This is a genomic window from Sphingomonas sp. A2-49 (assembly GCF_025548555.1).
In the GTDB taxonomy this organism is placed as follows: domain Bacteria; phylum Pseudomonadota; class Alphaproteobacteria; order Sphingomonadales; family Sphingomonadaceae; genus Sphingomonas.
In genome coordinates this window covers 18017-41837 of the sequence record NZ_JAJLPA010000027.1, presented here as the reverse complement: position 1 = coordinate 41837, position 23821 = coordinate 18017, and the positions used below count along the sequence as shown (strand labels likewise).

At 69.9% G+C, this 23821-nt stretch carries 25 protein-coding genes; 10 read left to right on the top strand and 15 right to left on the bottom strand.

Going from position 1 to position 23821, the window contains the following annotated elements; all coding sequences use genetic code 11:
* Nucleotides 1-66: 66 nt before the first annotated feature.
* The 4 genes from serA (at nucleotide 67) to LPN01_RS16665 (ending at nucleotide 5719) form a co-directional block, all read left to right on the top strand.
* Nucleotides 67-1644, top strand: a complete 1578-nt coding sequence (gene serA, locus LPN01_RS16680; protein WP_262829547.1) for a phosphoglycerate dehydrogenase — start codon at nucleotides 67-69, stop codon at nucleotides 1642-1644.
* 169 nt (nucleotides 1645-1813) lie between these two features.
* Nucleotides 1814-2806, top strand: a complete 993-nt coding sequence (locus tag LPN01_RS16675) for a VacJ family lipoprotein (protein ID WP_262829546.1) — start codon at nucleotides 1814-1816, stop codon at nucleotides 2804-2806.
* Nucleotides 2807-2864: 58 nt separating this feature from the next.
* Complete coding sequence (locus LPN01_RS16670) at nucleotides 2865-3971, top strand: ATP phosphoribosyltransferase regulatory subunit (protein WP_262829545.1); 1107 nt, start codon at nucleotides 2865-2867, stop codon at nucleotides 3969-3971.
* A 458-nt stretch (nucleotides 3972-4429) separates the two neighbouring features.
* Nucleotides 4430-5719, top strand: coding sequence for an adenylosuccinate synthase (locus LPN01_RS16665; RefSeq protein ID WP_262829544.1), 1290 nt, complete (start codon nucleotides 4430-4432; stop codon nucleotides 5717-5719).
* A 64-nt stretch (nucleotides 5720-5783) separates the two neighbouring features.
* On the opposite strand, the gene LPN01_RS16660 is transcribed toward LPN01_RS16665, so the two are convergent.
* The 7 genes from LPN01_RS16660 to LPN01_RS16630 all read right to left on the bottom strand — a co-directional run bounded on the left by LPN01_RS16660 (nucleotide 5784) and on the right by LPN01_RS16630 (nucleotide 10546).
* Nucleotides 5784-6224, bottom strand: a complete 441-nt coding sequence (locus LPN01_RS16660; RefSeq protein WP_262829543.1) for a hypothetical protein — start codon at nucleotides 6222-6224, stop codon at nucleotides 5784-5786.
* Between the two features lie 69 nt (nucleotides 6225-6293).
* A complete protein-coding gene (gene aroC / locus LPN01_RS16655; RefSeq protein WP_262829542.1) occupies nucleotides 6294-7364 on the bottom strand; it encodes a chorismate synthase in 1071 nt (356 codons plus the stop codon).
* Entirely contained in the window at nucleotides 7361-7615 is a 255-nt protein-coding gene (locus tag LPN01_RS16650; RefSeq protein ID WP_262829541.1) for a DUF2442 domain-containing protein, read from the bottom strand. The genes aroC and LPN01_RS16650 overlap by 4 nt, the downstream gene beginning before the upstream one ends.
* Nucleotides 7590-7766, bottom strand: coding sequence for a hypothetical protein (locus LPN01_RS16645; protein WP_262829555.1), 177 nt, complete (start codon nucleotides 7764-7766; stop codon nucleotides 7590-7592). Before LPN01_RS16645 ends, LPN01_RS16650 begins: the two co-directional genes overlap by 26 nt.
* A gap of 77 nt (nucleotides 7767-7843) precedes the next feature.
* Nucleotides 7844-8635, bottom strand: coding sequence for an enoyl-ACP reductase FabI (gene fabI, locus LPN01_RS16640; RefSeq protein WP_262829554.1), 792 nt, complete (start codon nucleotides 8633-8635; stop codon nucleotides 7844-7846).
* 8 nt (nucleotides 8636-8643) lie between these two features.
* Complete coding sequence (locus LPN01_RS16635) at nucleotides 8644-9594, bottom strand: YihY/virulence factor BrkB family protein (protein ID WP_262829540.1); 951 nt, start codon at nucleotides 9592-9594, stop codon at nucleotides 8644-8646.
* Between the two features lie 7 nt (nucleotides 9595-9601).
* Nucleotides 9602-10546 (bottom strand): DnaJ C-terminal domain-containing protein, encoded by a 945-nt coding sequence (locus LPN01_RS16630; RefSeq protein ID WP_262829539.1) that lies wholly within the window; start codon nucleotides 10544-10546, stop codon nucleotides 9602-9604.
* Nucleotides 10547-10642: 96 nt separating this feature from the next.
* Here LPN01_RS16630 and LPN01_RS16625 point away from each other — a divergent pair, with 96 nt between their 5' ends.
* A complete protein-coding gene (locus tag LPN01_RS16625; protein WP_262829538.1) occupies nucleotides 10643-10903 on the top strand; it encodes a hypothetical protein in 261 nt (86 codons plus the stop codon).
* A gap of 95 nt (nucleotides 10904-10998) precedes the next feature.
* On the opposite strand, the gene LPN01_RS16620 is transcribed toward LPN01_RS16625, so the two are convergent.
* From LPN01_RS16620 to pdxH, 5 genes are all read right to left on the bottom strand, one after another.
* Entirely contained in the window at nucleotides 10999-11883 is an 885-nt protein-coding gene (locus LPN01_RS16620; RefSeq protein ID WP_262829553.1) for a transglutaminase family protein, read from the bottom strand.
* A gap of 14 nt (nucleotides 11884-11897) precedes the next feature.
* The gene (locus tag LPN01_RS16615; protein ID WP_262829537.1) at nucleotides 11898-14372 is read right to left on the bottom strand and encodes a circularly permuted type 2 ATP-grasp protein; all 2475 of its coding nucleotides are present in this window, start codon (nucleotides 14370-14372) and stop codon (nucleotides 11898-11900) included.
* A gap of 86 nt (nucleotides 14373-14458) precedes the next feature.
* Nucleotides 14459-15268 (bottom strand): PhzF family phenazine biosynthesis protein, encoded by an 810-nt coding sequence (locus tag LPN01_RS16610; protein ID WP_262829536.1) that lies wholly within the window; start codon nucleotides 15266-15268, stop codon nucleotides 14459-14461.
* Nucleotides 15265-16212: a cation diffusion facilitator family transporter gene (locus LPN01_RS16605; RefSeq protein ID WP_262829535.1), complete on the bottom strand. Its 948-nt coding sequence runs from the start codon at nucleotides 16210-16212 to the stop codon at nucleotides 15265-15267. The genes LPN01_RS16610 and LPN01_RS16605 overlap by 4 nt, the downstream gene beginning before the upstream one ends.
* A complete protein-coding gene (gene pdxH, locus LPN01_RS16600) occupies nucleotides 16209-16787 on the bottom strand; it encodes a pyridoxamine 5'-phosphate oxidase (RefSeq protein WP_262829534.1) in 579 nt (192 codons plus the stop codon). Before pdxH ends, LPN01_RS16605 begins: the two co-directional genes overlap by 4 nt.
* 122 nt (nucleotides 16788-16909) lie before the next feature.
* Here pdxH and LPN01_RS16595 point away from each other — a divergent pair, with 122 nt between their 5' ends.
* Together LPN01_RS16595 and ligD are read left to right on the top strand one after the other, a co-directional pair.
* On the top strand, nucleotides 16910-17800 hold the full coding sequence (locus LPN01_RS16595) for a Ku protein (RefSeq protein WP_262829533.1): 891 nt from the start codon (nucleotides 16910-16912) through the stop codon (nucleotides 17798-17800).
* A complete protein-coding gene (ligD, locus tag LPN01_RS16590) occupies nucleotides 17793-20264 on the top strand; it encodes a DNA ligase D (RefSeq protein ID WP_262829532.1) in 2472 nt (823 codons plus the stop codon). The genes LPN01_RS16595 and ligD overlap by 8 nt, the downstream gene beginning before the upstream one ends.
* An 18-nt stretch (nucleotides 20265-20282) precedes the next feature.
* On the opposite strand, the gene LPN01_RS16585 is transcribed toward ligD, so the two are convergent.
* Nucleotides 20283-20534, bottom strand: a complete 252-nt coding sequence (locus LPN01_RS16585; RefSeq protein WP_262829531.1) for a UvrB/UvrC motif-containing protein — start codon at nucleotides 20532-20534, stop codon at nucleotides 20283-20285.
* Nucleotides 20531-21643 carry a tRNA 2-thiouridine(34) synthase MnmA gene (gene mnmA, locus LPN01_RS16580; protein ID WP_262829530.1) on the bottom strand — a complete coding sequence of 371 codons (1113 nt, stop codon included), beginning with the start codon at nucleotides 21641-21643 and terminating at the stop codon, nucleotides 20531-20533. The genes LPN01_RS16585 and mnmA overlap by 4 nt, the downstream gene beginning before the upstream one ends.
* Before the next feature lie 137 nt (nucleotides 21644-21780).
* Here mnmA and LPN01_RS16575 point away from each other — a divergent pair, with 137 nt between their 5' ends.
* The 3 genes from LPN01_RS16575 to LPN01_RS16565 all read left to right on the top strand — a co-directional run bounded on the left by LPN01_RS16575 (nucleotide 21781) and on the right by LPN01_RS16565 (nucleotide 22774).
* A complete protein-coding gene (locus LPN01_RS16575) occupies nucleotides 21781-22008 on the top strand; it encodes a hypothetical protein (RefSeq protein ID WP_262829529.1) in 228 nt (75 codons plus the stop codon).
* A 102-nt stretch (nucleotides 22009-22110) separates the two neighbouring features.
* The gene (locus tag LPN01_RS16570) at nucleotides 22111-22410 is read left to right on the top strand and encodes a DUF1153 domain-containing protein (RefSeq protein WP_262829528.1); all 300 of its coding nucleotides are present in this window, start codon (nucleotides 22111-22113) and stop codon (nucleotides 22408-22410) included.
* 106 nt (nucleotides 22411-22516) lie between these two features.
* The gene (locus LPN01_RS16565) at nucleotides 22517-22774 is read left to right on the top strand and encodes a GlsB/YeaQ/YmgE family stress response membrane protein (protein WP_262829527.1); all 258 of its coding nucleotides are present in this window, start codon (nucleotides 22517-22519) and stop codon (nucleotides 22772-22774) included.
* 97 nt (nucleotides 22775-22871) lie between these two features.
* Here the strand turns inward: LPN01_RS16565 and LPN01_RS16560 are convergent, their stop codons facing one another.
* The gene (locus tag LPN01_RS16560; RefSeq protein WP_262829526.1) at nucleotides 22872-23603 is read right to left on the bottom strand and encodes an SIMPL domain-containing protein; all 732 of its coding nucleotides are present in this window, start codon (nucleotides 23601-23603) and stop codon (nucleotides 22872-22874) included.
* Nucleotides 23604-23821 lie beyond the last annotated feature (218 nt).

The window sequence follows — 23821 nt, the reverse complement described above, 5'->3', positions numbered from 1 at the left end:
CCGCAACGTCAGCGGCTACGGACCCCGCCTTCGCGGCGGTGACGGCTGGTTCACAGGATAACACCCATGCCTAAAGTCCTCATTTCCGACAAGATGGACCCCAAGGCCGCGCAGATTTTTCGCGAGCGCGGCGTCGAGGTCGACGAGATCACCGGCAAGACCCCCGAAGAGCTGATGGCGATCATCGGCGAATATGACGGCCTCGCCATCCGCAGCTCGACCAAGGTCACCAGGGCGATCCTGGAGCATGCCACCAACCTCAAGGTCGTCGGCCGCGCCGGCATCGGCGTCGACAACGTCGATATCCCCGCGGCGTCGGCCAAGGGCGTGGTGGTGATGAACACCCCGTTCGGCAACAGCATCACCACCGCCGAACATGCCATCGCGCTGATGTTCGCGCTCGCGCGCCAGTTGCCCGAGGCGGATGCCTCGACGCAGGCGGGCAAGTGGGAGAAGAACCGCTTCATGGGGGTCGAGCTGACCGCCAAGACGCTGGGCCTGATCGGCGCGGGGAACATCGGCTCGATCGTCGCCGATCGTGCGCGCGGGCTCCGGATGAAGGTGGTCGCGTTCGATCCGTTCCTGACGCCCGAGCGCGCGGTGGAAATGGGGGTCGAGAAGGTCAGCCTCGATGACTTGCTGGCCCGCGCCGACTTCATCACGCTGCACACGCCGCTGACCGACCAGACCCGCAACATCCTGTCGGCGGAGGCGCTGGCGAAGACGAAGAAGGGCGTGCGCATCATCAACTGCGCGCGCGGCGGCCTGATCGACGAGGCGGCGCTGAAGGCGGGACTCGACAGCGGCCATATCGGCGGCGCGGCGCTCGACGTGTTCGTCGAGGAGCCGGCAAAGGCATCGCCGCTGTTCGGCACCCCCAATTTCGTCAGCACGCCGCACCTCGGCGCGTCGACGACGGAGGCGCAGGTCAACGTCGCGATCCAGGTCGCCGAGCAGATGGCGGACTATCTGGTGTCCGGCGGCGTCACCAACGCGCTCAACGTGCCCAGCCTGTCGGCGGAGGAAGCACCCAAGCTGAAGCCCTACATGGCGCTGGCCGAAAAGCTCGGCAGCCTCGTCGGCCAGCTGACCACGGGCGCGATCACCCGCATCTCGGTGCATACCGAGGGCGCGGCGGCGGAACTCAACGCCAAGCCGATCACCAGCGCGGTGCTGGCCGGGTTCCTGCGCAACCAGACCGACACGGTCAACATGGTCAACGCGCCGTTCCTGGCGAAGGATCGCGGCGTCGAGGTGCGCGAGGTACGCACCGAGCGCGAGGGCGACTATCACACGCTGCTGCGCGTCTCGGTGAAGACCGCGGACGGCGAACGTTCGGTGGCGGGCACGCTGTTCGGCGACCAGGCGCCGCGCCTCGTCGAACTGTTCGGGATCAAGGTCGAAGCCGATCTGGTCGGGCCGATGCTGTACGTCGTCAACGAGGACGCGCCGGGCTTCATCGGGCGGCTGGGGACGGCGCTGGGCGAGGCGGGCGTCAACATCGGCACCTTCCACTTGGGCCGCCGACAGGCGGGCGGCGAGGCGGTGCTGCTGCTGTCGGTCGACGAGCCGGTCGATGCCGCACTGCTCGCCAAGGTCAAGGCGTTGGGCGGCGTGAAGACCGCGATGGGCCTCCGCTTCTGACGGCACGGCCGGGCGCGCGGTTTCTCCGCGCCGGGCGCCCGGCCATCGATCCCGCACGGAACCGTCCCGATTTCGGCATGCCGGGTGCTATCGCTCCGCCGGACTCGGCGTTATGCACGGGACACCGGCGCAACGATCGACGGCAATACGGGGGTGCGTCCGAGTGACGGTGGCGGTGCTTGCGATGATGCTGTCGGTCGTGGAGCCGCCGGCGTTCATGCCGCCGACCTGGGCGCCGGTCGAGCAGGACATGCCAGCCCCGGCCGCGCCGCCGCAGGATACGCCGGCCGCCGAACCGGCTCCTGCACAGACCGTGCCGCCGCCGCCGGCCGCCGCCGCACCGCAGGCGAACGACATCGTCGTCACCGCGCGCGGCGCGTGGGAGGCGCCCGACCCGCTCGACGGGATCAACGCCAAGGCCTTCGACGCGACGATGAAGGTCGATCGCGCGCTGATCGGCCCGGTGTCGATGGCGTACAAGAAGAAGGTGCCGGGGCCGGTGCGCGACGGCATCCACAACTTCCTCTACAATCTGCGCGAACCGGTCGTGTTCGTGAACTTCCTGCTCCAGCACAAGATCGGCAAGGCGGTCGAGACCGTCGGGCGGTTCGCGGTCAACACGACGATCGGTGCGATCGGCCTGTTCGACATCGCCCGCCGCCGGCCGTTCCGGCTGCCGCGGCGCAGCAATGGGTTCGCCAACACGCTGGGCTTCTACGGCGTGCCCAACGGTGCGTTCCTCTACCTGCCGCTGGTCGGGCCGACGACGGTGCGTGACCTGTTCGGCGGCGCGATCGACCGCCTGATCCTGCCGATTGCGCTCGGCCGGGGGGTGACCGATCCCAAGTTCGCGCTTCCCGCCGGTGTGCTGGGCGCGCTCGATCATCGCGCCGAATTCGACGAGACGTACAAGGCGATCGGCGCGGCCCCCGGCGATCCGTATCGCAACGCGCGCGATTTCTACCTGCAACGGCGGCAGGCGGAGATCGACCGCCTGCATGGCCGCGGCAGGGCGGGCAGCGGCGGGATGACCGAGGCGCCGACGGGCACGATCCGCCTGCGCGGCCGCGGCGGCGCCCCTACCGTCGAACTGCCGGTAACCCCCGATCCCGTGCCGTCTCTCGCGCCACCCGCCCCGGTCGAGGGCGCCGGCGGCCGATAGCGCCGCGTCGCATCGCGGCTATGGCGCTCGTGCGGTGTGCCCGCTATCCGCTGCGGCCATGACCAGATCCGGCCTGCTGCCCGAGGGCTTTCACGATTCCCTGCCGCCCTTCGCCGATGCCGCCGCGGCGGTCGAGGCGCGGGTGCTGGAGGCGGCGCGGGCGCATGGCTATGAGCGCGTGGATCCGCCGCTCGCCGAATTCGCGGACGGTCTTGCGGCACGGCTGAAGGCCGGGGGACTGCGCGACGCGGTGCGCTTCGTCGATCCGGTCAGCCAGGCGACGATGGCGATCCGGCCCGATCTGACCGCGCAGGTCGCGCGGATCGCGGCGACGCGCATGGGGCATCATCCGCGGCCGGTGCGGCTGTCCTATGCCGGATCGGTGCTGCTGCTGCGCGCGACGGCGCTGGCGCCGGATCGCGAGCGTCGCCAGGTCGGTGCCGAGCTGATCGGGCTCGATTCGATCGCCGCCGCACGCGAGGTCGTGGGCGTCGCGGTCGAGGGGCTGGCCGCGGCCGGCGTCGCGGGCGTCTCGATCGACTTCACGCTGCCCGACCTGGTCGATACGCTCGCCGCCGGGCCGCTGCCGGTGCCGGCCGACCGCATCGCGCGCCTGCGCGAGCGGCTCGACGCCAAGGACGCGGGCGGCGTGGCGGAGATCGCGCCCGCCTACCTGCCGCTGATCGCCGCGGCGGGGCCGTTCGACGGCGCCCTGGCGAAGCTGCGCGCGTTCGACACGGGCGGCGTGCTCGGCTCGCGGCTCGACGGGCTGATGGAGATCGCCGCGGCGATGCCCGACGCGGTGACGCTGACGCTCGACCCGACCGAGCGGCACGGCTTCGAATATCAGACGTGGCTCGGCTTTTCGCTGTTCGCGGCCGGCGTCGCGCGCGAAGTGGGGCGCGGCGGGACCTATACCGTCGTCCACGGCGATGGCGACGAAGAGGCGGCAACGGGCTTCTCGCTCTACGCCGACGCGATCGTGTCGACCGCCACCGCGGTCGATCGCCGCCGCCTGTTCCTGCCGTTCGGCACCGACGCCGCCGCCGGCGCGGCGATGCGCGCGGCAGGCTGGGTCACCGTCGCCGCGCTGACCCCCGACGACACGCCCGGGGCGCAGCTTTGCACGCATGTCTATGCCGGTGGCACGGCGCGGGCGGTCTGATCCGGTGGTGCTACCGAAACGGACCTGACATTTCGGCGGTGCGGCTTCTAGTGTTATGTCGACGGCGATCCTGCCGTCGATCCAATGGAGAACGACATGTCGTTTGGTGATGTGTGCCTGTTCCTTGCGGCGTTGTTCGGCTTCGGCACCCTTCTGTTGAAGGTGGTCGAGGTCGCACGTCGCGGATAGGCCAACGGGCGGGGAGGCGCGCGGCAACGCGTCTCCCCAAACGAAAGAACCCCCGCCACGGCAATGGCGAGGGTTCATCCAATGGTAGAGCCATGTCGTTTGGTGGGCAATACATAGCGTATTGATCCGTTCTTGGCAATCGGATGGTGCCGACGGTTGACCCTGCCGCCGGGTACCGGTAGGCGCGCCCTCGCAATCAGGACCTGTCCGTGTGCCGAGTCCTGTCGAAGGGCGCACGGATCAACGCCGGCAGGCGGAGACCTGTATCCATGGCCAACGTAGCAGTCATCGGCGCGCAATGGGGCGACGAGGGCAAGGGCAAGATCGTCGATTGGCTCGCCGAGCGGGCCGACATGGTCGTGCGCTTCCAGGGCGGTCATAACGCGGGTCACACGCTCGTCGTCGGCGATGCCGTCTACAAGCTGTCGCTGCTGCCGTCGGGGATCGTCCGCGGCACGCCCAGCGTCATCGGCAACGGCGTCGTGCTCGACCCCTGGGCATTGAAGGCGGAGATCGAACGGCTGGCCGCGCAGGGCGTATCCGCCACGCCGGAAACGCTGCGGATCGCCGATACCTGCGCGCTGATCCTGCCGCTCCACCGCGATCTCGACGCGCTGCGCGAGGATGCGAGCGGGGCGGGCAAGATCGGCACCACCCGCCGCGGCATCGGCCCGGCATACGAGGACAAGGTCGGCCGGCGCGCCATCCGCGTCTGCGATCTGGCGCATCTCGACGATCTGGGGCCCCAGCTCGACCGGCTGCTCGCGCATCACGATGCGCTGCGCGCCGGGTTCGGATCCCCGGCGATCGACCGCGCCGGCCTGATCGCGGAGCTGCGCGATATCGCCGCTTTCGTCCTGTCGTTCGCCAAGCCGGTGTGGCGCGACCTCAACGAGGCACGCAGCCGGGGCAAGCGCATCCTGTTCGAAGGTGCGCAGGGCGTGCTGCTCGACGTCGACCACGGCACCTATCCCTTCGTCACCTCGTCGAACACGATCGCGGGCACCGCGGCGGGCGGATCGGGGCTGGGGCCGGCCGCGGTCGGCTTCGTACTGGGGATCGCCAAGGCCTATACGACCCGCGTCGGGTCGGGGCCGTTCCCGACCGAGCTTGACGACGATACCGGCGAGCGGCTGGGGCAGCGCGGTCACGAATTCGGCACGGTGACCGGACGCAAGCGCCGCTGCGGCTGGATCGACACGGTGCTGTTGCGCCAGTCGGCGGCGGTCGGCGGCATCACCGGCATCGCGCTGACCAAGATCGACGTGCTCGACGGTTTCGACACGGTCAAGATCTGCACCGGCTATCGCCTGCGCGGGCAGGAGCTCGATTATTTCCCGGCGCATGCCGCCGATCAGGCCGCGGTCGAGCCGATCTACGAAACGATGGAGGGGTGGCGGGAATCGACCGCGGGGGCGCGCAGCTGGGCCGACCTGCCGGCGCAGGCGATCAAGTACATCCGCCGCGTCGAGGAACTGATCCGGTGTCCGGTGGCGCTGGTGTCGACCAGTCCCGAACGGGACGATACGATCCTCGTCCGCGATCCCTTCGCCGACTGACCGCACGCACGAAAAGGCCGGGCGGCTTGCGCCGTCCGGCCTTTCGTATCCGTCGGATGACGGCTTATTGCGGCGGGGTCGTGCCGCCGGTGGTGCCCGTCGTCGAGCCACCCATGGTGCCGGTGGTCGACGTGCCGCCCATCGTGCCCGTCGTGCCACCCATCGTTCCGGTGGTCGTGCCCGTACCGGTGCCGGTCGTGCCGCCCATCGTCTCCATCGTCGAACCCGGGGCCGGGGTCGTCGTGGTGGTCGAATTGGTCGTACCGGTCGTGCTGCCGTTGGTGCCGGCGCGGGTGCTGCGACCGCGCTTCGACGACTTGCTCTGCGTCGTCGTGGTCGTCGACATCGTCGAATCGGTCGGCGAGGTGGTGGTCGTCTGGCCACCCATCGTGCCGCCCATCGACCCACCGGTGGTGGAGCCGGCGGTGCCGCCCGTCGTCGTCTGGGCATAGGCCGCGGCCGGGATCAGCATCGCCGCCGCCATGATCGGAATGAGCTTGCGCATTGTTCTCTCCTGCAAAACTTGCCCGCTCCCAACGGGCCGGGACAGGAGAGTGTTCCCTATGGTTAACGGCTAGCGGCCCGTCTGGCCCCGGTGCAGCAACGCCTGGTCGGCCAGCACGAGCGCCATCATCGCCTCCACGACGGGGACGCCGCGGATGCCGACACAGGGGTCGTGGCGTCCCTTTGTGGCGATATCGGCGGCCGCGCCGGTGCGGTCGATCGTCTCGACCGGGGTCAGGATCGAGCTGGTCGGCTTGAACGCGACGCGCAGGCGGATCGGCTGGCCGGTGGCGATCCCGCCGGTGATACCGCCGGCGTGGTTGGCGAGGAAGGCGGGGCCGTCGTCGCCCGGCCGCATCGCGTCGGCATTCGCCTCGCCGGTCAGCGCAGCCGCGGCGAAGCCGTCGCCGATCTCCACCCCCTTCACCGCGTTGATCCCCATGCAGGCGTGCGCCAGTTCGGCATCGAGCTTGGCGTAGAGCGGCGCGCCCCAGCCGGCGGGCACTCCGGTCGCCTCGCACGCGACGACCGCGCCGAGCGACGATCCCGCCTTGCGCGCGCCGTCGACCAACGCCTCCCACCGTGCCGCAGCGGCGCGATCGGGGCAGAAGAACGGGTTTTCGTCGATCGCGGCGTCGTCGAACGCGGCATAGTCGATGCCGTCGCCGCCGATCGCCTCGACCCAGCCGCGGATGCGCACCTGCGGGATCACCAGCCGCGCCACCGCACCCGCGGCGACGCGCGACGCCGTCTCGCGCGCCGACGAACGACCGCCGCCGCGATAATCGCGAAACCCGTATTTGGCGTCATAGGCATAATCGGCGTGGCCGGGGCGGTAGGCGAGCGCGACCTCCGAATAATCCTTCGAGCGCTGGTCGACGTTCTCGATCATCAGGCTGATCGGCGTGCCTGTCGTGCGGCCGTCGAAGACGCCGGACAGGATGCGGACCTGGTCGGGCTCGCGCCGCTGCGTCGTGAAGCGCGACGTGCCCGGGCGGCGCTTGTCGAGCCACGGCTGGATATCCGCCTCGCCCAGCGCGAGCCCCGGCGGGCAGCCGTCGACGACGGCACCGATCGCCGGCCCGTGGCTCTCGCCCCAGGTGGTGAAACGGAACAGGTGGCCGAAACTGTTGATGCTCATGCAGCGTAGGACCGGCGATCGGTCATGTCGCAGCGACCGGCAAGAAGGCCGGCGATCGAAATATCCTCGTCGAGCGCATCCCAGTGCAGGCCGCTCGGGCTGATCTCGACCTGACGCCGCGCATCCGCCGAGCCGTGAAGCAGGCGCGGGAACCAGGCCAGCGGCACGCCGATCGTTCGCCCTTCCTCAAGACGGACCCACATCTGATCGTCGTCGAAGTCGACGCTAGGCGCCCGTGCCGAAATGGTCATGCCACGCTCCCTCAATCTCATCCCGCCGGGCCTCGCCAACGCCGGCAATCCATCGTTGCGGGCGCGCATCGAACCCGGTGTTATCCGCATAATGGACCTCGGGATAAAGCCATAGCTTCGCATCCGACCCATCCTTGACGACGACGTGGATGTGCGGCGGCTCACGAGGATCGCCTTCGTTCGAGAAGACGTGGAAGCGGAACCCACGTTCTCTGAAGACCAGCGGCGTTACGCCAGCGCGATGTCGGGCGCGTCCTCCGCCTTCATGCCGATGACGTTGTAGCCGGCGTCGACGTGGTGGATCTCGCCGGTGACGCCGCTCGCCAGGTCGCTGAGCATGTACAGCCCCGCGCCGCCGACATCCTCGATCGTCACCGTGCGCCGCAGCGGGGCGTTCAGCTCGTTCCACTTGAGGATGTAGTTGAAATCGCCGATGCCGCGCGCCGCCAGCGTCTGGATCGGGCCGGCGGAGATGGCGTTGATGCGGATGTTGTCGGGCCCCAGGTCGACCGCGAGATATTTGACGCTGGTTTCCAGCGCGGCCTTGGCGACGCCCATCACGTTGTAATGCGGGATGACCTTTTCCGCGCCGTAATAGGTCAGGGTCAGGATCGATCCGCCCTCGGGCATCATCGCCCGCGCCCGCTGCGCCACCGCGACCAGCGAATAGGCGGAGATGTTCATCGTCATCAGGAAGTTGTCGAGCGTCGTGTCGTAATAGCGGCCGCGCAGCTGCGACTTGTCGGAAAAGCCGATCGCATGGACGACGAAGTCGATGGTCGGCCATTCCTGCGCCAGCGCGGCAAAGGTCCCGTCCAGCGCCGCCATGTCGGACACGTCGCAATCGAACAGCCGCGCCACGCCCAGTTGCTCGGCGAGCGGACGCACCCGCTTTTCCATCGCCGCGCCCTGATAGGAAAAGGCCAGTTCCGCGCCATGTTCGGACAGTTTTTTCGCAATGCCCCAGGCGAGCGACTTGTCGTTCGCCAGGCCCATTATCAAACCGCGCTTGCCCGCCATCAAACCCGTCACGCCGTCTGTGCCTCCACTGTATTCGGCGTTCCCTGTAGCGCCGGTTCGGGGGGTTCCGCCAGTGCCGCGTTCAGATGCGCACCGAACACCAGCCCCAGCCCGATCAGGTAGAAGAACAACAGCATCACGACCACGCCGGCGAGGCTGCCGTAGGTCAGGTCGTAGCCGCCCAGTTGCCCCAGCACCCATGGCAGCAGCGTCGTCATGCCCACCCACCACACGGTGGTGAATGCGGCGCCCGGCCATTTGCGACAGTTCGAATAGCGGTATTTCGCCGGCGTCACCGAATAGAACAGCAGGTACAGCGCGCCGAACATCACCAGCCCCGGGATGATCCGCGACAGGCCGACCCAGCCGGCCACACCCTCGGCGAAGGGCAGGAGGCGATAGATGAACTGCTCCGCCGCGGTGAGGATGCCCTGCACCAGGAAGCTCATCAGCGCGATGATGACCGACAGGATGATGACGCCCGACGACGACAGCCGCGATTTCCAGAACGGCGCGGTCGCCTTCAGGCCATAGGCGCGGTGGAAGATGTCGCGGATCGTCTCGACGAAGCTGCCGACGGTCCACAGTCCGACGAGGCCGCCCAGCCACAAGAGCGATCCCGTCCGCGCCACCAGCACATCGGCGATCGGCTTGCGCAGGATATCGGCGACGTTGGGCGGCAGGACGTGCAGGAACGACGCGACTGCACGCTGCGTCTCGGCGCTCTGGCCGAGCAGCGACAGCACCGCCGCCGCGGTGATGAAGAACGGGAACACCGTCATTAACGCCAGATAGGCGAGGTTGCCGGCGTGGATGAAACCGTCGTTGAACACGCCGAGCGCCGCCCGTTTCACCACTTCCCACGCCGCCGGTCCCGGCTTCAGCTTGGCGAGGCGATGGCGGGTACCATGGCGCTGGTGCGCGCGGTCTTCGGGCGTAAGGGCGGTGGAATCGGTCACTCCGGGCTCAGACGCCCATCGCCGCCCGCGGGTTCCGTGCGTCGGTCCAGCCCGCGACGAATTGTTGCAGCGCGGCATCGTCCGCGGGCACGTCGATCACCAGCGTCACCAGCTGGTCGCCGCGCGTTCCGTCCTTGCGATGAAAGCCCTTTCCCTTGAGGCGCAGCGTCTTGCCCGACGTGGTGCCCTTCGGAATGGTGAGCATCACCGCCTTGTCGACGGTCGGCACGCGCACCGTGCCGCCCGCCACCGCCTCGCCCAGCGTCACCGGCAGGTCGAGGCGCACGTCGTCGCCGTCGCGGGTGAAGAAGCGGTGCGACTGCACCTCGATCGCGACGATCGCGTCGCCGGCGCCGCCGGGCCCCTGTTCGCCCTTGCCGCCGAGCTTCATCTGCGTCCCGCTCTCGACCCCGGCGGGCAGTTTCAGGTCGATCGTCTTGCCATCGCCCAGCGTCACGCGCTGCGGGGCCAGCGTCGCCGCGTCGATAAAGGGCACCTGCAACCGGTAGGTGACGTTCGCGCCCCTGGGCTGCGGGCGGCGACCGAACCCGCTCGCGAAACCGCCGCCGCGCGCCTGGCCGCCACCGAACAGGCCTTCGAAGATATCGCTCATGTCGGGTTCGCCGCCGGCCCCGAATTCGTAGCCCGCGCTGTTGAAGCCGCCGCCCGGTCCGCCGGGACGCGCGCCGCCACGCCCCGCGCCGCCGCCGAAGCCGAACGGTGCGGCGGGGTTGCCGTCGCCGTCGATCTCGCCGCGGTCGAAGCGCGCGCGCTTGTCCTTGTCGGTCAGCAGGTCATAGGCGTTGGTGACCTGGCTGAACCGCTCCGACGCCTTGGGATTGTCCTTGTTGCGATCGGGGTGCAGCTCCTTGGCGAGCTTGCGATACGCTTTCTTGATGTCCGCCTCGGACGCGCCGCGGGCAACGCCCAAGGTCTGATATGGATCGGCCATTGGTTCCCCGTTGGTGTATTACGCGCCTATGTGGGGGAGGGCGCGGCGCAACGCAATCGCGGCATGGATCGTTCGAACGACCGAGGAGATGCGATCATGACCGACAAGCAACCGATGCAGGCGATGAGCACGGATCACGACGGCGCGCGGGACGGCGTCGGCGATGCCCCCGCCAAGCAGGGCGGCGGCGAAAGCGGCGGCGGCGCCTATCCCAACCCGCATACGGGCAAGGGCAAGCAGGACGACGTCGGAGGCGGCTTCACGGGCCATGGCGGGCAGAGCCATGTCGCCTATTCGGGGCCCGGCGACGGTGAAACGGGAGATGACGGCGGCAACGAAAATGCGGTGACGCAATAGTCGTCCTCGCCCCGCGCCGCTCCCTCCCTCTCCCGCCGGGAGAGGGAAAGAGGCCGAAGGCGGCGAAAGGGTGAGGGCAGGGGCGGGGCGGGCGCTTACGTTGCCACCAGCGGCGCCACATCCACGCTGACCGCCATGTTCTGCGCCTGCGACCCGAGCACGACGCCGTCGACCGGCGCGATCTCGGCATAGTCGCGGCCGACCGCCATGACGATATGGTCGCCCGCCATCCAGATGCCGTTGGTGGGATCGAGCCCCACCCAGCCGCGGTCCGGCCCGCACCACAGCAGGACCCAGGCGTGCGTCGCGTCGGCGCCGACCAGCCGCGGCTGCCCCTCGGGCGGGATGGTGCGGATATAGCCGCTGGCATAGGCCGCGGGCAGGCCCGCGGCGCGCAGGCCGGTAATCATGATCTGCGCGAAATCCTGGCACACGCCCTTGCGCTTCAGGAACGCCTCGTGCGGCGGCGTGTCGACCAGCGTCGCGGTCGCGTCGAAGGTGAAATCGTCCTGGATGCGGCGGGCGAGCGCGATGCCCGCGTCGAGGCTGCCGCGATCGGGGTCGAGATCGGGCGCGCAATAGGCGGCGATGGCGTGGTCGAGCGGGATCAGCGGCGAAGGGAACAGATAGTTGGCGGGGCTGGCCGCCGACAGGTCGCGGCTGGCGCGGGCGAGCGCCGCGACCTCGGCCAGCGTCGGGTCGCCCGCAGCGGGGACGGGGACGAGCCGGTCGACGCGCATCCGCGAGCGGCTTTCGATCGTCAGGCTGCGCACCGGTGTGTCGATCACCAGCCGGGTGACGTTGGCGAGCCCCGCCTCCGCCCGCGCCGGGCTGACGCGGCCGACCGGTTCGACGGTCAGCGCATAATCCTCCAGCACCTGCCCGGGCCAGTCGATCGGCTTCAGCCGCAGGTTGCAGCGCGCGAACTTGACGTTGCCGCCGTAATCGAAGCGGGTGATGTGGCGGATGTCGTAGAGCATCGGGTCGAGGGCGGTCATGCCAGCGTCAGCCCGCCCGCGCGCAACGGCTCGGCACCCTGCAGGAAATAGCGGCGCGCGACGCTTTCCGACAATTGCGCCAGCCGCCGCTCGATATCGCCCAGCCCGTCGGGCTCCAGCGCCGCTGCGGTCGTCATCGCCAGCGCCGCCGCCAGGCTGCGGCCGTGCGCCTGCTGCGGTTCGGGCATGCCGTCGTCGCTCAGCACGGGGAGGTCGCGCAGCCGTTCGTTGATCCGTTCGGCCTGATAGGCGAGGCTGCGCGGGTTGCCGGGATCGAGCGCGACGAGGTCGACCACCGGCACGCGGGCAAGGCCGGTCATGTAGCGCTGGCGATAGCTGATCTGGCTGTCGGCGAGGTCGAGCAGCGTCGACAGGTCGTCCGCGGTCGCGCCCGGCATGCCGAACAGGCGCAGCGCCCGCGTCATCGCCATCGCGCGCTCGACCCGGCGGCCGAGGTCGTGGAACCGCCACGCCGCGGTGCGGCCCATATGTTCGGCCGACAGCCCGGCGATCGCGACATAGCGACGCTGCAACGATCCCGCGCGGTCGAGCATGCCGCGATGCGTGGGGAAGGGCGCTTCCAGCAGCCGGACCATGTCCGCCGACAGCCGGTCGCGCGACCCTTCGCCGATGCCGCGCGCCAGCCGGTTGATCGTCGCGACCGAATGCCACGCCTCGTCCTCCATCGCCGTGCGTGCGAAGGCGGTGAGGTCGCCGCGCTTGAGCGAGAGCGGATGCGGCGCCGATCCGCCGCCGGCGATCAGCCCGACGAGCTTGCCGACCGTCGCCGGGGACAGGGCCGCGCCCGCATCGGCGTCGATCGAATTGCCGAGCATGACGCGGATCGCCGCGAGCAGTGCCTCGCCGCGTTCGAGGTAGCGGCCCAGCCAGTAGAAATTGTCCGCGACCCGGCTGGGCAGCGTGCCCGGATTGCGGCGGACGTGATGCGAATCGGGCGCGGGCAGCAGCGACACCGGCTCGACCGCGTCGCCGCCGTGGATGCACACGTCGGCGGACCAGGTGCCTTCGCCCAGCACGCTGGCACGCGGATCGGTATCCTCGCCGATACGCGCGAAGCCGCCGGGCAGGACGGTCCAGCCGCCGCTCGCGTCGCGTGCGGCGAAGACGCGCAGCGTGAACGGGCGCGGCACCAGCGCATCCTCGATCACCACCGGCATCGTCGACAGGCGCACGATCTCCTGCCCAACGTAATCCTGCGGCCGGCGCGTCATGTCGGCGAGCAGCGCCGCGCGCGCCCCCGCATCGAGGTCGCCGCCATGCACCGTACGCCCGCCGGGCAGGCCGAGCGGCACCGGGCCGAACGCCGATCCGATCAGCAGCCGGTCGAGGTCCTCCTCGACGCGCGCGCGCTCGGACGGCTGGCCGCACCACCAGGTCGCGATATTGGGCAGGTACAGGCTTTCGCCCAGCAGCCGGGTGGCGAGCTGCGGCAGGAACGCGCCGAACGCGGGCGCCTCCAGCACGCCCGCGCCCGGCGCGTTCGAGAGCACGACGTTGCCCGCGGCATAGGCGTCGATCAGGCCGGGTACGCCGATCTGCGAATGCGAATCGAACGCCAGCGGATCGAGCATGCGCGGATCGACGCGCCGCCACAGCGCATCGACGCGCTTCAGCCCGCCGATCGTGCGCACGTAGAGCTGGTTCTCCAGCGCGGCGAGGTCGGCGCCCTCGACCAGCAGCAGGCCGAGGTAACGCGCCAGATGCGCCTGTTCGGGATAGCTCGGGTTGAACCGGCCCGGGGTCAGCAGGCCGATGCGCGGATCGGTGCGGCGGCACATCGCCGCGATCCCGGCGCGGAAGGCGGCGAAGAACGGCGCGTGGCGCTGGACGTTGATCCGCCCCTGCAACCCGCCCAGCGTCCGGCTGACCGCCAGCCGGTTCTCCAGCGCATAGCCGGCGCCCGCGGGCGCGCGCAGGTGGTCGGCGAGGACGCGCCATTCGCCCGTCGGCCCGCGGCCCAGGTCGATCGCGATGAAGTGCAGATGCTTGCCACCCGGCGGCTCCAGCCCGATCATCGGACGCAGGAACAGCGGGCTGCCGGTGACCAGCGCCGCGGGGATCAGCCCGCGCTCGACCAGTCGGCCGGGGCCGTAGAGGTCGGCGATCACCGTCTCCATCAACTCGGCGCGCTGGACGACGCCGCGCGCGATCTGCGCCCATTCGCGTGCGTCGATCAGCAGCGGCACCGGGCTGACCGGCCAGGGCCGCTCGTCCGCCTCGCCGATGATGCGAAAGCCCATGCCGATGTCCGCGGCATGGCGGCGGACGCGCTCACGCACGTGGTCGAGGTCGTCGGACGCGACGCTCGCCAGCTCCTCGAACATCGCTGCCCATGCCGGATCGTCGGTGCCGCACAGCACGTCGCCCGCGGTCGCCCGCGCGCAATAGTCGGCGATCCAGCGCCCGGCATGGGTGGTCGCGTCGAAAAGGGGCGCAGCCTGCGTCGCCATCGCTCTAACGTGTCACCCCGTTACGACCCGGCGCGCACCGTCTACCGTTGCGTGCTGCCATGCAACACAAATTGGCCGCGCGGCGGTCAGGGCAGCAGGAACGTGCCCTCGATCACGGTCACGCAGGCGCCGCCCAGGATCACGCGGTCCCCCTCCAGCGCGCAGGTGAGCAGCCCGCCGCGCCGGCTCGCCTGATAGGCGGTGAAGCGGTCGCGCCCGAGCTTTTCGGCCCAATAGGGTACCATCACCGCGTGCGCGGAGCCGGTGACGGGATCTTCGGGGATGTCGAAATAGGCGGTGAAGACGCGGCTGACGATGTCGGTCGCGTCGCCACGCGCGGCGACGATCGCCACGATCGGCCCCTCGGCGGCGAGCGCGCGGTCGTCGGGACGCGCGGCGCGGACCGCGGCCTCGTCGGCGACGACGATCAGCGCATAGCCCTTGTCGTGCCACAGCGTCTCGACCGGATCGACGCCCAGCGCCGTGACGATCGCGTCGAGCGGCCGGGGCGCGGGGCCCCAGGCGGGCAGCGCCATGCGATAGCGGTCGCCCTCGCGCGCGACCTCCAGGATGCCCGCCTGCCGCGTGCGGAAGCGGACGGTGCTGCGATCGTCGTCCGAAGACAGCACGAAATGCCCGCTCGCCAGCGTCGCATGACCGCACAATGCGACCTCGGCGGCGGGGGTGAACCAGCGCAGGTCGAAATCGGCGGGCGCGTCACCGGCCGCGTCCGCGGCGATCGGCACGATGAACGCGGTTTCGGACAGGTTGTTCTCGGACGCGATGCTTTGCAGCACGTCGTCCGCCAGCCACGCCGACAGCGGCATCACCGCGGCGGGATTGCCGCCGAACGCGGCCTCGGCGAAGGCGTCGATCTGGGCGAAGGGGATTCTCACAGGCGTTTCCCGAACCAATGGGGGGTGACGTCCGCCTCGACCAGCGGGTTGTCGGTGTCGACATGGCCTTCGGGGTCGAGGTGGATCAGCACCTCGACCTTGGGGAAGGTGCGGCGCAGGTCCTGTTCGACGCGCTCGACGATGTCGTGCGCCGCGCCGACGGTCAGGTTGCGGTCCACCTCCATGTGGAATTGCGCGAAATCGTGGCTGCCCGAGCGGCGCGTGCGGAAATCGTGGATGCCCTTCAAGCCCGGCTGGCGGGCGGCGACATCGAGGAAGGCGGCGCGCTGGTCCTCCGGCCATTCCTTGTCCATCAGCTGGTCGATCGCGTTCGACGAGGCCTGGAACGCGCCCCAGGCGAGCCACAGCGCAATGACGATGCCCAGCACCGGATCGGCCTTGTGCCAGCCGAGATACTGGTCGAGCACCAGCGCGACGATCACCGAACCGTTGAGCAGCACGTCGGACTGGTAATGGACGTTGTCCGCCATGATCGCGACCGATCCGGTCTGGCGGATGATGCTGCGCTGGTACCACAGCAGCACCGCGGTCGCGACGATCGCGACGACGGACACGCCGATGCCGAATTCCGCATCCGCGGTCGGGCCGTTCTGGCCGAGCGCGGTGATCGCGCGCCACGCGATCGCCGCGGCGGAGGCGGTGATGAGCGCGACCTGGAACAGCGCCGCGAGCGCCTCCGCCTTGCCGTGGCCGAAACGGTGGTCGTGGTCCGCCGGCGTTGCCGCCAGCCGCACGCCATACAGCGTGACGAGGCTGGCGAGCAGGTCGAGCGCGGTGTCGGCCAGGCTGCCCAGCATCGCGACCGATCCGGTCTGCCACGCCGCGAAGCTCTTCAGCGCGAGCAGGAAGCACGCCATCGCCACGCTGGCGAGCGCGGCGCGCGTGGCGAGCGGCAGGAAGCGCCGCTGTTCGTCGCGGGTCATGGGAACAGCAATCCTGCGGTCCAGTCGTCGCCGGTGCGCACGAACAGGCGACGTTCGTGCAGGCGGTGCGCGCGATCCTGCCAGAATTCGATCCGCTGCGGCGTCACGCGATAGCCGCCCCAATGCGGCGGGCGCGGCACCGCGCCGCCGTCGAACCGCGCCTTCATCACGTCGAAGCGCGCTTCGAAGGTGGCGCGGTCGGCGAGGGCGCGCGACTGGTCGGACGCCCAGGCGCCCAATTGCGAATCGCGGCTGCGGCTGGCGAAATAGGCGTCGGATTCGGCATCGGTGGCGAGGTCCACCGGCCCTTCGATGCGGATCTGGCGGCGCAGCGATTTCCAGTGGAACAGCAATGCCGCCTTGGGCACCGCCGCCAGATCGGCCGCCTTGCGCCCCTCGCGGTTGGTGTAGAAGACGAATCCGTCGGGGCCATGGCCCTTCAGCAGCACCATCCGCACCGACGGCTGGCCGTCGGCATCGACGGTCGCCAGCGCCATCGCGTTGGAATCGTTGATTTCGCTGTCCCGCGCCTCGGCGTACCAGGACTCGAACAGCGCAAAGGGATCGTCGGCCATGGCCGCCCTCTAGCGCAAGTCGGGGGCAAGGGAAAATCCCGCGCGGCGCATGGCGGACGGTCGACGGAACGACTCCTTCTCCCGCGGATTGAATCGCTTCCGCAACGGAAAGACCCATCCCCATGCCCGCACGCGCCTATTGGCAAGGACAGATCCGGCTCGCGCTGGTGTCGATCCCGGTCGAGATCTACGCCGCCACCAAGAGCGGCGCCGCCATCGCGTTCAAGCAGATCCACGAGCCGACCGGCAAGCCGATCCACTATGAGAAGATCGTGACCGGCGTCGGCCCCGTCGACACCGACGAGATCATGAAGGGCTATGAAGTGTCGAAGGGGGAATATGTGCTGCTGGAGCAGGACGAGATCGATGCGGTGAAGCTCGAATCGAAGAAGACGCTGGAGCTGACGCAGTTCGTCGACGCGCACGAGATCGACGTGCTCTATTACGAAAAGCCCTATTTCGTGGTGCCCGCCGACGATCTGGCGGAGGAGGCGTTCATCGTGCTGCGCGAGGCGCTGCGCCGGACGAAGAAGGTCGGGCTGGGCCAGCTGGCGATGCGCGGGCGCGAATATGTCGTCAGCCTGAAGCCGTGCGGACGCGGCATGGTGCTCGAAACGCTGCGCTACGCCGACGAGGTCAACAAGGCGCAAAGCTATTTCCGCGAGATCCCCGAGGGCAAGCCCGATGCCGACCTGCTCGACCTCGCCGAGGCGCTGATCGAGAAGAAGAGCGGGACGTTCGATCCGCAGGAATTCCACGACCGCTACGTCGATGCGCTGAAGGATCTGGTCGAGCGCAAGCGCAAGGCGAAGGGCGGCAAGGTGATCGAGGAGAAGGACGACGGCGCGACCCGGTCGGGCAGCAACGTCGTCGATTTGATGGCGGCGCTCAAGAAGTCGATGGAGAAGTCGGGGTCGGCGACGGCGTCCAAGGCCGCGCCCGCCAGGAAACCGGCAGCGAAGAAGGCGGCGGCGAAGAAACCCGCAGCGACCGCGGCGAAGAAGCGTGCCTGAGGCCGATCCCCTCGCGCGCTACAATGCCAAGCGCGATTTCGCGAAGACGGCGGAGCCGGCGGGCACGCTCGCGCCCGGCCATGGCAATGCGTTCATGGTGCAGAAGCACGATGCGACGCGGCTGCACTGGGATCTGCGGCTGGAGGTGGACGGGGTGCTGAAGAGCTGGGCGGTGACGCGCGGCCCCAGCCTCGACCCCGACGAAAAGCGGCTGGCGGTGCGGACCGAGGATCACCCCTTGTCCTATGCGACGTTCGAGGGGACGATCCCGGCGGGGGAATATGGCGGCGGCACGGTGATGCTGTGGGACCTCGGCACCTGGGCGCCGATCGCCGGCAAGTCGGCCGCGGACCTCGACGCGGGGCATCTCCATTTCACGCTTCAGGGCGAGCGGATGAAGGGAGACTGGCTGCTGATCCGGCTGAAGCCGCGGGGCCGGGAGCGCGGTGAGAACTGGCTGCTGCGCAAGATCGACGACGCGCATGCGGGCGGCACCGATACGCTGGTGGAGGAGGCGCTGACCAGCGTCGCCAGCGGACGGACGATGGCGGAGATCGCCGCGGGCAAGCCGGCGAAGGCGGCGGCGTCCGGCGGCAAGCGCGCGGCGAAACCGGCGTCCCCGACGCGCCGCCCCCCGCGCGGCAAGGCGGCGACCCTGCCGGCGTTCCGCGAACCGCAGCTGTGCACGCTGGTCGATGGCGTACCCGCCGGCAGCGGCTGGCTGCACGAGGTGAAGTACGACGGGTATCGCGCGCTGGTCGCGATCGGGGACGGGCGCGCCCGGGTCTATACGCGCAGCGGGCTCGACTGGACCGACAGGTTCGCCGCCATCGCGGACGCGGCCGCCGCCTTGCCGGTGCGATCCGCGCTGATCGACGGCGAGATCGTCGCGTACAAGGACGGGCGGCCGGATTTCTCGACGCTGAAGGACGCGATCGCGTCGGGCGGGGCCATGACGCTGTTCGCGTTCGACCTGCTCGCGCTCGATGGCGAGGACCTGACCTCTCTGTCGACGGTGGAGCGCAAGGACCGGCTGCGCGGCGTGATCGAGAACGGCGAGCGGCTGCAATTCGCCGAACACGTGCTGGGATCGGGCGAGACGCTGTTCGCGACGATGTGCCGCGAGGGGCTGGAAGGCGTCGTGTCGAAGCGCGCCGATGCGCCCTATGCCGGCGGACGCAGCAAGGCGTGGCTCAAGGCGAAATGTACCCAGCGGCAGGAGTTCGTCATCGTCGGCTGGACGCCGTCGGACAAGGGACGCGGGTTCAAGTCGCTGCTGCTCGGGGTGCATGCGAAGGGCGGGTTCCGCTACGCCGGCAAGGTCGGCACCGGGTTCGACCGCGCGCTGATCGATACGCTGAGCGAGCGGATGGCGTCGCTGGCGCGCGATACGTCGCCGCTCGATGCGGCGAGCACCGCCCCGCACAAGGCAGCGCTGCGCGGCGCGCGCTGGATCGCGCCGGAGCTCGTCGCGGAGGTCGCCTTTGCGGAGGTCACGCCCGACGGCGTCCTGCGCCATTCGAGCTTCCTCGGCCTGCGCGGCGACAAGACGGCGGCGGAGGTCGTGGCGGAGGTGGCGCAGCCCGCCCCCGCGGCGCCGGCGATCCACGTCACCGTCAGCAGCCGCGACCGCCTGGTCTTTCCCGACAGCGACGTCACCAAGGGCGAGCTGGCCGATTATTACGCGCGCGTGGCGCCGATCATGCTGCCCTGGGCGGGGCGGCGCCCGGTCAGCCTGGTCCGCTGCCCGCAGGGGCGCGCGAAGGCGTGCTTCTTCCAGAAACACGACGCGGGCAGCTTCGGCGACGACGTCCATCACGTCGACGTGACCGAGAAGGACGGGTCGGTGCAGCCCTATCTGTACGTCGACGATGCCGATGGGCTGGTCGCCTGCGTCCAGATGGGGACGATCGAGTTCCACGGCTGGGGATCGCGGATCGATGCGCTGGAACAGCCCGACCGGCTGGTGATCGACCTCGACCCCGACGAGGGGCTGGATTTCGCCGATACCAAAAGCGCGGCCGAACACGTCAGCGCGCAGCTCGCCGAGCTGGGGCTGGTCAGCTTTCCGTTGCTGTCGGGCGGCAAGGGCGTACACGTCGTCGTGCCGCTGACGCCGTCGGCGCGCTGGCCGGCGGTGAAGGACTTCGCCGATCGCTTCGCCCGCGCGCTCGCCGCGGCCGAACCGGACCGCTACGTCGCGGTGATGACCAAGGCGAAGCGCAAGGGAAAGATCTTCATCGACTATCTGCGCAACCAGCGCGGCAGCACCGCGATCATGCCGTTTTCGGCGCGGGCCCGCGCCGGCGCGCCGGTCGCGGCGCCGGTGTCGTGGACCGAATTGCGCGACATCGACACCGCGGCGCGCTGGAGCGTGCGCGACGGCGAGGAACTGCTCGACCGCGCGACCTCGCGCGCGCTGGCGGGCTGGGGCGTCGCGGATCAGGTGCTGCCCGATCTGTGACGGCCCGCCGGCCCCGCGTCAGCGTTTGCCGCGCGTCATCGGGTCGGGCTTCGCGGGCTTCATCCAGCCCTCGGGCGGCGACACCTGCGACCGGCTGGTGCCGAGCCCCATCGCACCGGGGCGCTGGCGCGCGAGCCCCGTCGGATCGCGGTCCTCGCCGCCGGCCCGCAACAGGCTGATCCGGTCGCGCAAAAGCTGCGCGCGCTCGAAGTCGAGCGCAGCGGCGGCGGCCTCCATCTCCAGCCGCAACGCCTCGATCGTGGCGGTCATGCCGCCTGCGCCGCCGGCGCGGCCTCGGTATCGGCGATCCAGCCGCCGCCCAGTACGCGCTCGCCGGCATAGAGCACCGCCGCCTGGCCGGGGGCGACGCCATATTCCGGGATGTCGAACGCCAGCCGGTCGCCCGCGAAGCGCGCGGGCACCGGCTTCGCCATCGAGCGGACCTTGGCGGTCAGCGGCCCGGCGTGATCGCCGCCGATCCAGTTGAGTCCGGTCACCCGCGCCGCCGCCACCGCCAGCGCGCGGCGCGGCCCGACCACGACCTGCCGCGTCGCCGCGTCGACACGCACGACGTAGAGCGGTTCGGGGGTGCCGCCGATCTCCAGCCCGCGGCGCTGGCCGACGGTGAAGTGGATGATGCCGCGGTGGCGGCCTAGCCGCGCACCCGACAGGTCGACGATGTCGCCCGCGGTGTCCGCCTCCGGCCGCAGCTTGCGGACGAGGCCGGCGTAATCGCCGTCGGGGACGAAGCAGATGTCCTGGCTGTCGGGCTTGCCGGCGACGCCGAGCCCCAGTTCGGCGGCGATGGCGCGGACCCGCGCCTTGGGCAGCGCGCCGAGGGGAAAGCGCAGGTAATCGACCTGCGCCTGCGTCGTGGCGAACAGGAAATAGCTCTGGTCGCGCGCGGGATCGGCGCCGCGATGCAGCTCGGCGCCCATGGGGCCGAGGACGCGGCGCACGTAATGGCCGGTCGCGAGGCAGTCCGCGCCCAGATCGCGCGCGAGCGCGAGCAGGTCGGTGAACTTCGGCCCGGTGTTGCACTGGACGCAGGGGATGGGCGTGCGGCCGGCGAGATAGGCGTCGGCGAACGTATCGATGACGGTTTCGCGAAAGCGCGTTTCGTGGTCGAACACGTAATGCGCGATGCCCAGCCGGTCGCAGACCGCGCGCGCATCGCGGATGTCGCGCCCGGCACAGCAACTGCCCGCGCGGCCCGTCGCCTCGCCATGGTCGTACAATTGCAGCGTCACGCCGATCGTCTCGGCCCCGGTCTGCGCGGCGAGCGCGGCGACGACCGAACTGTCGACGCCGCCCGACATCGCCACCACGATCCGCTTGCCCGCGACGTCGTCGCCCAGCTGGAAGTCCACCTCTTTCATGCGCCGCTACATAGGCGCTGGCCCGCGGAACCGCAAAGTAACGAAGGTTCACACAACCTTGCGCCGGGCTTTACCGGGCCTTCATCGCCTGTCGGCTAAGCCGGTGATCCCGAACGAACAACACGAGTGAGTGCACGTTGGATCTCAGCTTTCCCGGCTTCGACAGGACGACGGAGGTCACCCAGCTTCCGGGCGACCTGGCGGTGCTCATGGTCGGGATCGCGGCGCGCCAGACGGCATCCCCGACCGCGATCGCGCAGGCGCGCTTCGGCCGGATCAGCCAGCCCTCGCGGCTGCTGGAGCCGGTGGACGGTGCCTTCAACGGTCCGATGGCGGCGTCGCTCACCCGGTGGAAGGACGAATGAAGCCGCCGTTTACCGTGGCGTTTCAGGCGATCTTCAAGACCGCTCGCTAGGGACCAGTTCGCGTTTTGAGAGGGGGCCCCCGCCCCGATCGAGGTTTGAGTCATGATCGAGAATCAGAAAATCCGTCCCGCCAAAGTCATCGGCCCGCTCGGGGAATCGCTGACGCTGGATTCGCTGCCGCCGCCCTCGACCACGCGCTGGGTCGTGCGTCGCAAGGCGGAAGTGGTCGCCGCGGTCAACGGCGGCCTGCTGACGGTGGACGAGGTCTGCGCGCGCTACAACCTGACCGTCGAGGAATTCGCCGGATGGCAGCGCGCGATCGATCGATCGGGCATGCCGGGGCTGCGCGTGACGCGCATCCAGCACTACAAGTCGCTGTACGAGCGCCAGCAGAAATATTGATCCCGGCGCCTGCGATCCGTCTCAAAAACGAAACGCGTGCGGAACATTATCCCGGTTTCGTGAGTCTTTCCGCACAGAGCCCACGGAGGGCGAAACGGAGGGACCTATGGGTATCATTCTTTGGCTTATCATCGGCGGTGTCATCGGCTGGCTCGCCAGCATCATCATGCGCACGGACGCGCAGCAGGGCATCTTCCTGAACATCATCGTCGGGATCGTCGGCGCCTTCATCGGCGGCCTCATCATCTCGGGCGGGTCGATCAACAACGCGCCGCTTAACGTGACGTCGTTCCTGGTGTCGCTGCTGGGCGCGGTCGTCCTGCTGGCGATCGTGAACCTCGTGCGTCGCGGCAGCGTCCGCTAAGCACCGATTTCGCTTCGTCACGCGAAACAGGAAAGGCCGCCCGGGCAACCGGGCGGCCTTTTTCGTATGTGCGCGGCCATCGGCCCCGGCACGCCGCCTATTGCAGCAGGAAGCGCACCGACAGCGTCGCGGTCACGTCCTTTTCGCCGGGGGCGATCTCGGTCCGGGCGTCCGCCGCCATCGCCCGCGCCATGAACACCGGTTGCGGGCCGGGGTTGCCGGCATCCTGCCCCGCCTCCGCGATCGACACCATCCGCACCACGCGCAGCCCCGCCGCGGCCGCATACAGGTCGGCGCGCGCCCGCGCCCGCTTCACCGCATCGGTCCGCGCCTCGTCCAGCGCGGCCTCGGGCCGGTCGATCGACAGCGACGGCCCATCGATCTGGTTCGCGCCCTCCGCCACCAGCGCGTCGAGCACGCCGCCCGCCTTCGCCACGTCGCGGAAGCGGATGCTGACCGTGTTGCTCGCCTGATAGCCGGTCAGCGCGGGCGGCTGGCCGTCGGCGTAGCGATATTGCGGGCTGAGCCCGACGGTCGCGGTCGCGATGTCGCGCGGCGCGACGCCGCGCTTCCTGAGCGCCGCGATGACCCGCGCCATCCGCTGGCCGTTGTCGGCGAGCGCCGCCGACGCGGTGGCGGCCTGCGACACCACGCCGGCGCGGATCGTCGCGAGGTCGGGCACGCGCGTCGTGCGGCCCTGCGCGGTGACGTCGAGCACCGTGCCCTGCGCGGGGACGAGCGGCTCCACCGTGGTCGGCGCGGTCTGTGCCGTCGCCGCGCCCGTGCCCGTGATCGCCGCGGCGGCTGCGATCGCCGCCAGTGTCGTCATGCGTACCACCATCTGTCTCCCGTCGCCGTTGCTGCGAATACGACCCCCTCTGGACCGGACCGGCCCAACGCTGGCTGAACGGGCGAAATCGTTGCGCGAACACGGGGATTCGGGCAAAGCGCGGCGGCCGTGCCGGCGGGGGCTTGAGTGCGGTGATGTATTCAGATAATACAGCTGCTATTGCGACGGCCGTCGTTGGCCGGGACGGGGATGGGACA